At 74.1% G+C, this 13,034-nt stretch carries 10 protein-coding genes and 1 tRNA gene; 5 read left to right on the top strand and 6 right to left on the bottom strand.

Annotated elements, in window-relative coordinates:
• The first annotated feature begins 96 nt into the window (after positions 1-96).
• Positions 97-783, top strand: coding sequence for a hypothetical protein (locus WMF24_RS32620; RefSeq protein WP_437731334.1), 687 nt, complete (start codon positions 97-99; stop codon positions 781-783).
• A gap of 28 nt (positions 784-811) precedes the next feature.
• Here WMF24_RS32620 and WMF24_RS32615 read toward each other — a convergent pair whose 3' ends face one another.
• Together WMF24_RS32615 and WMF24_RS32610 are read right to left on the bottom strand one after the other, a co-directional pair.
• Positions 812-1,333 carry a YqaA family protein gene (locus WMF24_RS32615; protein ID WP_437731333.1) on the bottom strand — a complete coding sequence of 174 codons (522 nt, stop codon included), beginning with the start codon at positions 1,331-1,333 and terminating at the stop codon, positions 812-814.
• 98 nt (positions 1,334-1,431) lie between these two features.
• On the bottom strand, positions 1,432-1,935 hold the full coding sequence (locus WMF24_RS32610; RefSeq protein ID WP_437731332.1) for a response regulator: 504 nt from the start codon (positions 1,933-1,935) through the stop codon (positions 1,432-1,434).
• A gap of 337 nt (positions 1,936-2,272) precedes the next feature.
• Here WMF24_RS32610 and WMF24_RS32605 point away from each other — a divergent pair, with 337 nt between their 5' ends.
• Positions 2,273-2,551, top strand: a complete 279-nt coding sequence (locus WMF24_RS32605) for a hypothetical protein (protein ID WP_437731331.1) — start codon at positions 2,273-2,275, stop codon at positions 2,549-2,551.
• A gap of 71 nt (positions 2,552-2,622) precedes the next feature.
• Here WMF24_RS32605 and WMF24_RS32600 read toward each other — a convergent pair whose 3' ends face one another.
• The 3 genes from WMF24_RS32600 to WMF24_RS32590 form a co-directional block, all read right to left on the bottom strand.
• Positions 2,623-4,005 (bottom strand): hypothetical protein, encoded by a 1,383-nt coding sequence (locus WMF24_RS32600; RefSeq protein ID WP_437731330.1) that lies wholly within the window; start codon positions 4,003-4,005, stop codon positions 2,623-2,625.
• Positions 4,006-4,648: 643 nt separating this feature from the next.
• Positions 4,649-4,724 (bottom strand) — tRNA-His (locus WMF24_RS32595).
• A 353-nt stretch (positions 4,725-5,077) separates the two neighbouring features.
• A complete protein-coding gene (locus tag WMF24_RS32590; protein WP_437731329.1) occupies positions 5,078-6,196 on the bottom strand; it encodes a histone deacetylase family protein in 1,119 nt (372 codons plus the stop codon).
• Between the two features lie 81 nt (positions 6,197-6,277).
• Here WMF24_RS32590 and WMF24_RS32585 point away from each other — a divergent pair, with 81 nt between their 5' ends.
• Entirely contained in the window at positions 6,278-7,726 is a 1,449-nt protein-coding gene (locus WMF24_RS32585) for an MXAN_5187 C-terminal domain-containing protein (protein WP_437731328.1), read from the top strand.
• A gap of 210 nt (positions 7,727-7,936) precedes the next feature.
• Here WMF24_RS32585 and WMF24_RS32580 read toward each other — a convergent pair whose 3' ends face one another.
• A complete protein-coding gene (locus tag WMF24_RS32580) occupies positions 7,937-9,133 on the bottom strand; it encodes a hypothetical protein (RefSeq protein WP_437731327.1) in 1,197 nt (398 codons plus the stop codon).
• On the opposite strand from WMF24_RS32580, the gene WMF24_RS32575 reads away from it, so the two are divergent.
• Together WMF24_RS32575 and WMF24_RS32570 are read left to right on the top strand one after the other, a co-directional pair.
• Positions 9,104-10,312, top strand: coding sequence for a hypothetical protein (locus WMF24_RS32575; protein ID WP_437731326.1), 1,209 nt, complete (start codon positions 9,104-9,106; stop codon positions 10,310-10,312). The two genes, WMF24_RS32580 and WMF24_RS32575, sit on opposite strands and share 30 nt — an antisense overlap.
• Before the next feature lie 121 nt (positions 10,313-10,433).
• On the top strand, positions 10,434-12,764 hold the full coding sequence (locus WMF24_RS32570; protein WP_437731325.1) for a transglycosylase SLT domain-containing protein: 2,331 nt from the start codon (positions 10,434-10,436) through the stop codon (positions 12,762-12,764).
• Positions 12,765-13,034: the final 270 nt, after the last annotated feature.

The raw sequence follows: 13,034 nt of genomic DNA, 5'->3' as shown, positions 1-13,034 counted from the left end.
CACCTGCACGGGAGGGCGGCGGGGGCCAACTTTTCCTCGCGTCGTGCGGCATATCACTGCGTTCGGCGCGAACGTGATAGAAGTCTTGAGAACCGCATGGATCCCAAGATTCTGGAGATGCTCTTCATCGCTGTTAGCAACGGCGTCGCCCTCTTCATCGGCGCTTACCTCGCGCGCAGATCGGCAGATCTCAGCGGGGAGCGCCGGGCGGAGCACGAGGAGCGGGCGGAGGTCCAGAGACAGCGGCGGGAGGCGCTCCTCGAGCGCCTGACGCTCCAGCGGCGGGCGCTCGACGATTACGGGCGGATGGTCGTCCGGTGGTCCTCGGAGCCGCCCTCGGGGGCGTCGCGCACGAGGGAGGACGACCTCGCGGCGGACCAGGAGTCGCTCGCGATGTACGCGCAGATGGCCAACGCGTTCGGGAGTCGCCAGTTCGCCGAGCAGGCGGCCGCGACGCTCCACGCGGTGCGCGCCGGCCGGGGCAATGCCCAGGTGTTCCCGTTCTCCGTGCAGATCGCCTCTGCCTGCTACCAGGAGATGATCCGGGCGATCTCCGAGCTGGAGAAGGAGATCGGCCTGCCGGCGCCGCGGTCGCCGGCGCGGCCGTTCCTCCCGGACGAGGAGCTCGCGAAGGAGGCGACTCGGCTGTTCTCCAGGAACGTGGTGGAGCGCTCCGGGATCGACCTCGGCATGGTCGACCAGATCCTGGAGCGCGTCCGGGTGAACCCGTCGTCCGAGGAGCCGGTCCTGCCGTCCGTGCGGAATCAGGGCGAGCTCGGGTGACGGAGCGCCGGGGCTCGGGGCGCCGGCGTCACTCGGCCCATCCCATCCGGATGAGCGCGTAGAAGATGAGCAGTCGGGGTATCCGGAACAGCACCATGGTGAAGAAGTAGCGCGACGGGATGCGGTAGAGGCCCGACAGATAGCAGAGCATCGAGAAGGGGATCGGCGAGAGGCTCCCGATCGCGATGGCCCAGTATCCGTATCGCTCGAACAGCCGGTCTATCCTGGGCCGGGTCCGCTCGAGGCGGGCCGCGAAGATGCGGAAACGCGCGAGGTGGTTGGCGAGGTAGTAACCCGTGCAGCCGGCGAGGAGCGAGGCCACGGAGATCACGATCATGGGCGGGACCTGCGACCCTCCCGACGAGATCGCCGTCAGCATGTAGAACTGCGGCGGGATGGGGAACGAGAACGCGTCGGCGAGGTACGTGCCGACGAACATCCCTGCGAGGCCGAAGCGCTCCACGAACCCGCGGCCGAGCGCGTCGAGCTGGTCGCGCGCGAGGTGCGCCGCGAGCGCGATCAGGCCGAAGAGCGCGCCCAGGCTGAGCACCAGCTGGACCAGCGTGCGAAAGAGGTCGCGCCGGTCTCCGCTCGAGCGAGCCCTCCCTGGCTGCGGCGGTTCCGGCGGCTGCTGCTCCGGCTGCGGCGTCAGACCGCCTCCTGCCGGCGGCGCTGCAGCCGCTCGATGATGCGCCTGCTGCGGAGGGTGCTCTGGAAGATCCGCGTCGCCTTCTCGAGCGCGTCGAGGAGCCTTTGCGCCGGGCCCTGCTTGTCGACGTAGGCGAACGGCCGGTGCGCGTGGATGACCTCGAACGAGTCCTTCTCGTCCCGGGTCGCCGCGTAGAAGATCACGGGCACTTCCGGCTGCACCTTCCGGATCTGGTCGCAGACCCAGAAGCCGTCCTGACCCGACATCCGGACATCGATGATCACGGCGCAGGTGTCGTCGGTGAAGGCGGCGACCGCGTCCAGGGCCGAGGCGCACACGACGAGGCGGTATCGCTCCGAGAGGAGGGCGCCGAGCGGCTGCCACGCGCCCGTGTCGTCATCGAACACGAGCACGAGCGGAAGCCGCGTGGACTCGGGCCTCTCGCGATCCGGCCGCTGGGCTGGATCGGCCTCGAGCAGGGTATCGGATTCCTTGGCGCGCATTCGTCGTCGATCTCAACAGGCTCGGCGGGCGCGTCAGGACGCCCATGACGCAATGTACCACGCCCGACGGATCGGGCCAGCGTGGCGGCGCGGCGGCGAGGTGGCTCCGGATCGCGGGGCGGCCGGGCGCGCCGTGCCGCCGCGCCGTGGGCGGCGCTCCTGGATTCGTCTATGCTCGGCGCGAGGGCGTGGCCTCATGGTGAGGCTTGCAGGCCTGATGCAGGGCGCTGGCACCGTATCCGGGCCGGCGCTCGCCTTCTCGTGCGCTGATCCGGGGGCCGGCCGGCGTCGGGCGGCTCACGGGGAGTCGCCGTTCCACAACCGAGGTGAGCTGCCCATGAAGAACGCAGAACTCCGATCGATGTCCCTCGCCATCGCCGCCCTCGGCCTCCTGGCCGCAGCGGTCGCGGGGTGCAAGGACGAAGAGGACTTGCACGCGTGCAGCGAGCTCTGCAAGCACCGCATCCTCTGCGCGGAGGAGAACGGGACCCCGCCGCCCAGCCAGACGAGCTGTGAGACCGCGTGCCTGGGCCTCGAGGGAGACAGCCTCGTGGAGCGAACCGAGGAGTGCGTGGCCTTCGCGTCTTGCGAGTACGTCGCGTGCGCAGATCGCTGAGCCGCTGAGCGGGCGAGGCTGCGCGCGGGAGGCGGGGCGCGCCTCGCCTCCCTGCCGGATCGGCGCGGCGATCAGGGCTCCGCGCCGCACTCGGGCGCGTCGCGGAGGGGACCCGATGTGCGCGGTCCGTCGAAGCGCAAGAGCTCGAGATCGACGAGATCGAGGCTCTTGAGCGTGAGGTCGAGCGGGCCGACCGACACGCCGGCCTCCGCCTCGGCGTAGGCGCGCACGCCGCCGTCGACCCGCGCGTCGTACGAGCAGTAAGGCGGCGCGGTCTCGGCCGTGACCCGCGCGTACGCCTGGACTCCGACGTTCGGTCCGAGGATGCCGTAGAGGCGCGCCCGGAGCTCCGCGCCGGCGCTCACCTTGCCGGACGCCGTGATCGCGCCGGGCGCCCCGACCGAGGCCGTGCCCGAGGCCGAGCAGGAGGGCTCCCAGATCGTGCTCCACGTCCCGTCCCTGTAATCGACGCCGGCCGCGAGCTCGGCGGTCGTCTGCGCCTCTGCGGCCACGTCGGCGGCCGTGAACGACAGCGCCAGATCGGCGCTCGCCCTCGGCACGACGTTCGTCGTGACGACGACGGGCACCGGCCCCACCCAGAACGTCAGCGTGGGCAGCGGCAGGCTCGGGACGCCCCCGGCGAGCTCGAGGAGATCGACCGCGCAGCTCCCCGTGACCGTGCCGGCGCCGTGGAGCTTCGCGTTCACGTCGAGCCTGCCGGACGCGACGAAGCGGAGCTGCTTCAGCTCCGGCACCGGGTTCATCTTGCCCCTCGGACCGACGTGGACCTCGAGGTCGAGCACCGGAGACAGCTCGGCGGTGACGTCGAGGACCGCCGACCCGTTCGCGGTGATCCCGCACGAGGCCGGGAGGGAGGCCGAGGTGAGATCGAGGAGCTTCAGCGACGCGCCGGACGAGATCTTCAGCGCTTCTGCCTGGCTGGCGATCTGCTCGCCGTCCTCGTCGCCGAGCTCGCGGGCGCGCGCGAGGTGCTCGTCGAGCGCGCGGGCGTACTCGCGGGCGTCGTAGTGGACGTGGAAGTGCCCTTCCGTGATGAACTCGGTGAGGTGGGCGGGCGCCGTCTCGAGGGCGACCCGGGTCGCGTCGAGCGCGCGGACGCGCACGACGCGGGCGAGGTAGCCGCCTCCCGCCGTGCCGCCGAGCACGTCGCCCGGGGCGAACGGCGAAAGGCTGCCGTCATGGGTGATGACAAGCTCGCTGTCCCCGAGCGCCGCGGCGACGAACCCCGGCTCCTTCTCCGGCACGCGGGCGCGCTCCGACAGCTCGAGCGGCCGGACGACATCGACGTCGCCGGGCGCCGGCAACTCGGCATCATCCGCGGCGTCGCTCGGCTCGACGGCGCACGACGCGAGCCCCGGCGCGCCGAGCGCGAGGAGGGCAGCAGACATGAGGCGCGCGGCCACCGCGCGGCTCCCAGCGAGAGAGGTTTTCATGCGCGCGGACGCTACGCGGGTCCTGTGGCGAACTGGTTACAGAAGAGAGACCAGCTGTCTCCGATGGACTGGAGAAGAGCTCACCGCGATGGATGGATATCCAGAGAATCGATGTCTCGGGGACGCGTGAAGAGCGCTTGTCGAACCGCGTTCGCGGAATGACGTGCGGGCGCGCTCATGGGGCGCCGAGCGGGCGTTCGTGATGTGCGGGCGCGCTCATGACGTGCCGTGCGGGCGCGCTCATGGACAGGCGACCTGCGCTCGCTCGGGCGCCCTGGCCGCGATCGGCGTCGCGCTCCAGGAGGAGCAGGACGGGACGTCCTCGGCTCGTTGATCTCGTGGATGTGGATGAGGAGGAGGGGACGCGGGGGCGGCGTCACACCCGGCGGGCAGGGCGCGCGAGCTGGCGGCGCGGTCCTCCGGTGAGCCGGGCTCTCGCATGCGGCGCACGTCGCGACCGCCGCACGTCAGGCGGTCGCCTGCGCGCGGCGGTCGCGACGCGCACTCCGTCTCACGGAGCCGTCGCGCCCATGAGCAGCGCCCTGGGAAGGTGTCCGAGGTGGCCGCCCTCGGCGACCTTCAGCCACGTCGTCGTGCAGACGCCGGGGCACCCGCTGCTGGGCGGCCTCGGGCTTGTTCTACCTGGGGTGAGTAACGGGATTCGAACCCGCGACAACTGGAGCCACAATCCAGTGCTCTACCAACTGAGCTATACCCACCGTTCTTCGCGGCCCGTGGGCTGCGAAGGCCTGGGAGAATACTCAGCTTCGCGCAGAGTGCAATCGGGTAACGCACCGGCCCGTCGCTGTTTTTTCAACCCGCCCGGGAGCTCGGCCCCCGCGCCCGTGACCCGGCCGCTCCGGCCACTCCCCGGGTGCCCCCGCCCCGGCCAGGTCGTGCGGGACGTTGGCCGAACGTGCGGGACTTTGGGAACCGCCAAGGCGCCAAGGACGCCAAGAAATCTCAATGATTTTGCGTTCTTGGCGTCCTGGCGGTTCGATCCTCTGCGGCCTGTCTGCGGTAAGTACCGCACCACCCCCGGCCGGCGGCGTGGCCCGCGCCGGCCGTCCGCTCAGAGCGTCGCCCACCGGCGCATCGCGACCCGGCGAGCCCGGTCCAGGTCCGCCCGGTGGCGCGTCGAGATCGGCGCGCGCTGCGCCGGTTGCGCCGGCGGCGCCGATTGCCCCGGCTGCCAGGGCGCGCCCACCGGCTCCTCGGCCGGCTCGCGACCGGACGCCGCGAGCAGCGCCGCCGCGAGCGAGCTCTCGAGCGCGGCCAGGTCGTAGCCGCCCTCCAGGAGGATCGCGAGCCGCCCCCGCGCCTTCGCGGTCGCCATCGCCGCGAGCCGCCGGCCCATCGCCGCGTAGGCCGCGCGCGACAGCTTCATCGCCGCCATCGGATCGCGCTCGTGCGCGTCGAACCCCGCCGAGACGAGGATCAGCTCGGGCGCGTACTCGTCGAGCACGGGGAGGACGATCTCGTCGAACGCCGCCTCGTAGACGGCGTCCGTCGCCCCGTCGGACAGCGGCACGTTCACCGTGTAGCCCACGCCCTCGCCGCCGCCGATCTCCTCGGCGGCGCCGGTGCCCGGATAGAATGGCCACTGGTGCAGCGAGCAGAAGAGCACCCGCGGGTCGTCCCAGAAGATGTCCTGCGTGCCGTTGCCGTGGTGCACGTCGAAGTCGATCACCGCCACCCGCGAGAGCCCGCTGTTCAAGGCGGCCCTCGCGGCCACGGCGACGTTGTTCAGGAGGCAGAAGCCCATGCCGGCGTCGCGCGTGGCGTGGTGGCCGGGCGGGCGCAGCAGCGCGACCCCGAGCTGACCGGGGCCCGCGAGCACCGCCTCGACGAGCGCCGCCGCGGCGCCGGCGCCCCGCCTCGCCGCGTCGACCGAGCGCGGAACGACGTAGGTGTCGGGGTCAAGCGCCGCGTAGTGGCCGCTGACCCGATCGAGCGACTCCAGGTACCGCGGGGCGTGGACCCGAGCGAGCTCGTCCAGCGTGGCGTCGCGCGACGTGACGCGCTCCAGCGAGAGGCCGGACGCGGCGCAGCGCTCGATCGCGCGGCGGGCTGCCTCGAGGCGCTCCGGGCGCTCGGGGTGCGCGCCGCGCGCGCGGTGTTGTTCGAAGAGCGCATCGTCGACGACGTAGAGGCGCGGGGCTTCGGAGTGCGGCTGATTCAAGTGCACCATGAGCTGGGTGGAGAGTTGTAGCAGCGCCGCAGCGGATGGTAGCTTGCCCTGAGCCCCGGAAAGAAGGAGTGGAGACGCAGGATGCGCGGAAAGATCATCGCAGTCTTCGCCGTGATTGTCCTCATGGTCGGAGGGCTCGCGTACGCCCTCGCGCGCGCCTCCCTCCGGGAGATCGCGAGCCCGGGCGAGGCGCCCCGCGCGCTCGCGGCCGCCATGGCGCAGCTCCAGGTGGACGGCCTCGTCCTGGAGCGGTGGCTCGCCTCCCACGCGAGCGACCCCAAGCTGCGCGAGCCGTTCAACGCCGGCACCGCCCCCGCCCGCGCCGAGGCGGCCACGAGCGCCGCCAACGCCATCCGGGAGGCGGTCGCCGCCTCGCCCGAGCTGGCCAGGACCCCGCCGTCCCTCGTCGTCCTCGTCGACACGAAGGGCGTGGTGCTCGGACGCAACGCCTCCGCGCTGATGCGCGGGGACAACCTCGGCGCCGTCTACCCGTCGCTGATGCGCGCCATCGAGCAGGGGGTGACCGGCTCGGACGTGTGGGTGAGCCGGGCGCGCAACGAGCAGCTCCTCGCGTCCTACGCGCCCATCCGCAGCGACGCCGGGCAGATCGTCGGCGCGGTCGCGGTGGGCACCGCGCTGAACGACGAGCGGCTGACCAACGCGAGCGAGCGCACGAGCGGGCGCCTGCTCGTCGTCGCGATGCAGTCGGGCGACGGGCTCGACGTGGTGGCGAAGTCGCGCGACGTCCCCCCGCAGCTCGTCTCGGCGCTCACGGCGTCGCCGGCGAAGGACAGCGCCCTGCGCGCGCTGAGCTCGGGGCGGATGGTCGACATCGGCGGGCTGTCCGGCGAGTACAGCGCGGTGAGCCACGCGCTCGACGGCTACGGCGACGGCCGGCGGGCGGTGCTGCTCAGCATCGCGCCGCTCAGGACGCCGGGGCTCGCGAGCTCGCTCTTGTGGCCGATGCTCGGCGTCACCGCGCTCGGGCTCGTGCTCGTCGTGATCGCGGCCTACTTCCTGGACGCGTACATCTCGCAGCCGGTCTCCGAGATCGAGGACGGCCTGCTCGCGATCATGAACGGCCGGACGGATCTCCGGTTCGGGATCGAGCACGCCGAGCTCGGCGGCCTCGTGTTCCGGCTGAACTCGCTCCTGAACCAGCTCCTCGGCGTTCAGGAGGACGAGACCGACGCCGAGGGGCGGCCGTCGCGCGCCCCGACGTCGGCGTCGTTCCGGGACGCCCTCGAGGTCGACGAGCGGATGGCCGCGCTGTCCCCCGGCGAGATCCCGGCGGACGCCAAGGCGCTCCTCGAGGAGCCGGAGGACGCCTACTACGCGCGCATCTTCGCCGAGTACATCGCCGCGAAGAGGTCGCTCGGCGATCCGGTGGACCACATCACGCGCGACGCGTTCGTCGCGCGCCTCAAGGCGAGCGAGCAGGAGCTCGGGCGGAAGCACGGCAAGCCGATGCGCTACAAGGTCGAGGTGCGCGGCAAGGAGATCGTGCTCCTCGCCGTGCCGCTCGCCTGACGCGCGCGGCGCGCGGGCCGGTGGTGCGGTGCTCACCGCAGGCAGGCCGCAGAGGATCGAGCCGCCAAGACGCCAAGAACGCCAAGTTATTGAATTTCTTGGCGTCCTTGGCGCCTTGGCGGTTCCCCTGGTCCCGCACGACCCGCGACCCCGGACGGCGCGAGGCCGGCGCTGCGGGCGCGACGTCGGCGCGACGTCGGATCGCGGGCGCTAGTGCAGCACGGCGTCCGGGCCCTCGTGCGGCTCGATGCGCCCGGACGAGGGCTCGCGGCGGAGCGCGATCACGTCGGAGAGCTCGCAGCCGAGCGCGATCGCCGGCGACGACGTCGTGACGATCCACTGCACGTTGGGCAGCGCCGCGCGCAGGCGGGCGGGGAGCGAGCGCTGCCGGTGCACCGGCTGCTGCGCCTCGATGTCGTCGATCAGCACCACCCCCTCGGCCAGGCGCGGATCGCCGCTCGGGTGCGCGGACGCGAGGGCGCGGAGCGCCAGCGCGCCGAACGCGACGGCGTGACGCGCGCTGCGCCCGAGGTCGTCGAAGTCGACGCGCTGGCCGTCGGCGCGCTCGAAGATCGGCTCGAGCCGGAGCGGGTCGACCCCCACGTAGCGCGCGCCGTGGCCCTCGAGCAGCTCGGCGAGGACCTCCCGCAGCGCGCGATCGAGCGCTTCGAGCCGCGCTGGCTGCGCGTGCGGCCGCGCGTCCGCGGGCGCGTGCACCCGCGCGTCCGGCGTCACCTCGGCTCGCCCGCCTGCCAGCGCATCGGCCCGCCCGTCCAGCTCCCCATCCGGCCGCGCGTCCAGCGGCCGGTCCGGCTGCGCGTCCGGCCTGCCCGACGCGCGGTCGCGCGCGAGCGCGGCCGCGATGGGGATGAACGAGAGGACCTGCTTCGTCTCGCGCGCGAGGTCGGTGCGCGTCGCGTCGTCGAAGCTCGCCGCCGCGCGCACGTCGTAGCGGAGGACGCTGCGCTCGGGCGTCGTCAGCATCAGCGACGTGCGGGAGAACCAGCGCGCGCCAGAGAGCGCGACGAGGACGAAGCCCCCCTCCGCCGCGCGCCGCTCGAACAGCGACTGCTCCCTCCGCCGCAGCAGCGCCGTCTCCTCGGGCTCGTCGAGGCGCGCGTTGGGGCTCGCCACGCGAAGCGGGTGGACGCGCGCGGGGTCGTCCGTCCCGAGCATCCAGTCGGTGACGACCAGCGGGGGCGCACCGTCGTCGGCGCGCGACCTCTGCTGTGCGACCGCGTACCCGGGCCGCGTCGACGCGATCGCCGAGAGGATCGAGGTCTTGCCGACCCCGTCGCCGCCGAAGAGGACGACGAGCCGACGCGGCGCGCCGGCGGCGTCCTCGAAGGACAGCGAGAGATCATCGAAGGGACCGATGTGGGCGAGGTGGACGCGGGAGAGGAGCACCGCCCGCGAAGCTATCACCGCGCAGCGCGCGCGCGGATCCCCGCCTGCGTCGGCCACCGACGGCAGCGCCTGCCGCTGCGGCTGCACCCGCGCGCCGTCGACGCGCCGTGGCATGCCTCGCCGGTGCGCGGGCGCCACGGCGCCTGCGGTAGCGCGCGGGGGCGCGGCGGCCTAGAGTCGTCGTCCGGGGTCGTCACCGTGCTGCGCAAGCTGCCTCCGCCGGATTTCCGCTACGTGTGCCTCCACCCGGAGCCCGGCTCGACCGGCGCGCTCGCGGCGGGGACGGCGGGGCTCGCGGGCATCGCCGCGGCCGTCTGGAGCGCGGGGAGCCAGACGCTCTCGCTGGGGCTCATGGCGATGGGGAGCGCGCTCGGCGTGCTCGCGCTGGCCCGCGCCGAGCACCGCCTCCCGGCCCAGCGCGGCGCGCGCGAGGTGACGATGGCCGTCGTGCCCTGGGGCATCCTCGTCGACCCGGACACGGAGCCGCGCGTGCTCCGGTGGCCCGCCGTCAAGCGGGTGCGCGTCGACGTCTCCCACACGATGCGCGGCGGCACGCCCGCGATCGTGTCGAGCCTCGTGACCGTGCACACAGCGCGCGACGTGCTCGCCGGCCGCGCCGCGGGCGCGGTGGACCTCGAGCGGCTGCTCGCCAACCTCGAGGGCTACGCGCAGGAGGCGGCGCGGCCCGTCGCCGGCGACATCGAGGGGCAGACGGCGCTCGGCGACGGCGTGACCGAGCCGATCGCCGCGGCCCTGCTGCAGGCGGCGGACGGCGTGTGCGCCACGAGCCGCGGCGCTGCGCAGCTCGCGCTGCCCGGGGGCGGCTACCGCACCGCGGCGGCGCGCGCGGCGGCTCCCGAGACGGTCGCGGTGCTGCGCTCGGCGCTCTCGTGGAGCCACGACTGCCCCGCCGATCCGCGGCCGCTGGCGGCCATCCTCGCGGCCGAGCTCGGGGCGGCGGAGCTCGTGCCCGAGCTCTTGCGGCTCGCGAGCTCGCCGCACCCCGTGGCCGCCGCCTTCGGCAAGGCCGCCGCGCTCCGCCTCGGTGCGCCGCCGAACCGCGCCGGCTCGCTCGACGAGGTGGAGGCCTTCCTGTTCGAGGAGGACGTCGAGATCGGCAAGCGGTGGATCGCGTCCGCCCCGACACTTTGTTTGCGACGTGGCGCCGAAGCTTGCTAGCTAGAGGGGTCGGCAGCGCGGGCGCTGCGGCGCGAGCGGCCTGCGCGCGGAGGCCGCCGCCCCGCGGGGCCATCTCCTCGCGGCGCGCTGCCGGCGGGACGTCCACCGCGCCGGGTCGGCTATGACACGGGCTCCGTCGCCACCGAAGCCGTCTTCACGGGGAGCGCGTCGCCGGCTGGCCGCCGCGTGCGTCCTCGTCGTCTCGCTCGCCGCGTGCGCCGAGCACCGCGCCGCCGGCCCGCCGCCGTCGCAGAGCACCGCGCGCGTCGCGCCGCCGGCCGTGCCGTCCGCCGTGAGCGGCGCCGCCGCGGCCATCGCCGCCGTCGCGTCGCCCGCGGTGGACGGCGCGTGGGTCGAGGCGGTGCGGCTCGAGCGCTGGGCCGAGGCGGCGGAGCGGCTCGACGCGCTGCCCATGGATCAGCGCGCGCTGCCCGCGATGAAGTACGCGCGGGCGCGCGTCGCGCTCGAGCTCGGCGACCACGGCAAGGCGGTGGAGCTGCTCCACGGCCTCGAGAAGGAGCTCCCGCTGCTCGCCCCCGAGGTGGCGCGCCACCGCGCCGAGGCGGCGTTCGAGGTGGGCCCGTTCCTCGAGGCGGCGGCGTACTTCGAGCGCGCGGGCGGCGCGCCCGGCCTGTCGCGCGCGGCGGTCGCCGCCATGAAGGGCGGCGACCTCGCGCAGGCGCGCGCCCTAGCGGACCGGGCCGTCGCCGCGGCGCAGCGCGCGCGCAGGTCCCGCGACGAGGCGGCCGCGCGGCTCGCGCGGGCGCGCGTCCTGCTCGCCGCGCGCGACGCGGCCGAGCGGTCCGGGGACAAGGGCGACGCGAAGGCCGCCGCGGCGGGGCTCGCGCTCGCGGATCTCCGGTGGATCGTGAAGAGCGCGCCGTCCTCGGCCGACGGGCGCGAGGCCGCGGCGCTCCTCGCGGCGATGCCGGGGCCGCTCTCGCCGGACGACCGGCTCCAGAAGGTCGACGCCATGGTCGCCGCGGGCAGCGCGGCCGAGGCGGTCGCCGAGCTCGACAAGCTGTCGGGCGTGTCCGAGGCGGAGCGCCGCCACCGCCGGGCGACGGCGCTGTACCAGGCGCGCGACTACGAGCGCGCGGTCGAGGCGTTCCTCAAGGTCGCGGCGAAGCCGTCGGCGCGCCAGGCCGAGCAGCTCCACCTCGCCGCGCGCTCGCTCTCGCGGCTCCGGCGCGAGAGCGAGGCGATCGAGCGGCACCTCTCGGTCGCGCGCAGGTTCCGGAAGACCCGGTGGGGCGAGCTCTCGAGCCTGCTCTCGGCGCGGCTGCTCATGCAGGTCGGGCGCTACGCCGAGGCCGTCGCGCAGTACGGCCGGTTCCTCGACGCGTACCCGCGGAGCGAGCGGCGCCGCGACGCGACCTACGAGCGCGCGCTCGCGATGCTGTCGACGGCGAACGCCGCGCGGGCGCGGCAGCCGCTCGAGCAGCTCGCGCGCGACGCGCGCGCGGCCGACGCGGCGAAGCTGCGCGAGCTCGCGGGGCTCGCGGCGCTGCGCGGGGGCGACCTCGACGGCGCTGTGCGGCTCTGGACGCAGGTGATGCGGGAGCAGCCGCTCTCGTGGGGCGCGCTGCTCGCGCGGTCGCGCCTCGCGGCGGCGGGCGCGCCCATGCCGCCGCTGCTCGTCCCGGCGTCGCTCCGCGACGTCCAGCCCATCGACGTGAAGCTGCCGCCGGCCGCGGCGCTGCTCGCCTCGATGGGGCTCGACCGCGACGCGGAGGCCTACCTCGCCGAGAACGAGCGCGAGGCGACGGCGCCCTACGCCGGCCAGGAGAGCGAGGCGCTCTGCCGGATGTACGGCATGCTCTCGCCAGCGAAGCGCCGCTACCGGGTGGGCACGCAGGCGGTCTCCGCCGCGGCGCTCCAGCGCGCGCCCTCGCCGGCCGATCGCTGGACGTGGGAGTGCGTGTACCCCGAGCCGTACGCCGGCGAGGTGCGCGCGCTCGAGGCGGAGCACGGGCTGCCGCGGGGCCTCGTCCACGCGCTGATGCGCCAGGAGAGCGCGTTCGATCCCGTCGTCGTGAGCCCCGCGAGCGCGGTGGGCCTGATGCAGCTCATGCCGGCGACGGCGAAGAAGGCGGCGGGCGAGCTCTCGCTCGGCTTCGAGCTCGACCAGCTCAAGAGCGCGCCGATCAACCTGCGCCTCGGCGGCTTCTACATCGGCAAGCTGCTCCGGACGTTCGAGCGCAGCCTGCCGCTCGCGACGGCGGCGTACAACGCGGGCCCCAGGGCCGTGTCGCACTGGCTCGAGGGCAACATCGACCGGGACACCGACGTGTGGGTGGCGCGGATTCCCTACGACGAGACGCGCACCTATGTGGGTCGCGTCCTCTCGAACCTGGCGCGCTACCAGTGGCTGGACGGCGGCGACGCGGCCGTGGAGATGCTCCCGCTCACGCTCCCCGCAGACGCGCGCGCCCCGGCCGACGCGTACTGAGGCACGCGCCCCGAGGACGTCGGTCGATCGGCTCATCTCGAGGATGTGGACCGATGGACGCGTGTCGGGGACGTCTGTTGATGGATGCGCGCCGAGGAGGTGGGGTGATGGACGCGTGTCGGGGACGTGGGTCGATGGATTCGACCCGGGGACGCAGCCCGAGAGACGCGTACTGAGGGCGGCCGTCGCCGTACAGCGCCCCGGTTCCTGCTGCGCTGAAACTGCGCTGTTCACTTGAACTCCCGGGCGCGTGCCCTCACCGTGATGGGG

The sequence above is a fragment of the Sorangium sp. So ce1335 genome, from assembly GCF_051521615.1.
Taxonomy (GTDB): Bacteria; Myxococcota_A; Polyangia; order Polyangiales; family Polyangiaceae; genus Sorangium.
Note: the sequence above shows the minus strand (reverse complement) of the source record. Positions and strands in the feature narration are given on the sequence as shown.

Bases quoted from the DNA above. Each gene is read 5' to 3' on its own strand.
- WMF24_RS32570 (WP_437731325.1), top strand. From the start codon at position 10,434: ATGACACGGGCTCCGTCGCCACCGAAGCCGTCTTCACGGGGAGCGCGT.
- WMF24_RS32585 (WP_437731328.1), top strand. From the start codon at position 6,278: ATGCGCGGAAAGATCATCGCAGTCTTCGCCGTGATTGTCCTCATGGTC.
- WMF24_RS32620 (WP_437731334.1), top strand. From the start codon at position 97: ATGGATCCCAAGATTCTGGAGATGCTCTTCATCGCTGTTAGCAACGGC.
- WMF24_RS32605 (WP_437731331.1), top strand. From the start codon at position 2,273: ATGAAGAACGCAGAACTCCGATCGATGTCCCTCGCCATCGCCGCCCTC.
- WMF24_RS32590 (WP_437731329.1), bottom strand. From the start codon at position 6,196: ATGGTGCACTTGAATCAGCCGCACTCCGAAGCCCCGCGCCTCTACGTC.
- WMF24_RS32610 (WP_437731332.1), bottom strand. From the start codon at position 1,935: ATGCGCGCCAAGGAATCCGATACCCTGCTCGAGGCCGATCCAGCCCAG.
- WMF24_RS32600 (WP_437731330.1), bottom strand. From the start codon at position 4,005: ATGAAAACCTCTCTCGCTGGGAGCCGCGCGGTGGCCGCGCGCCTCATG.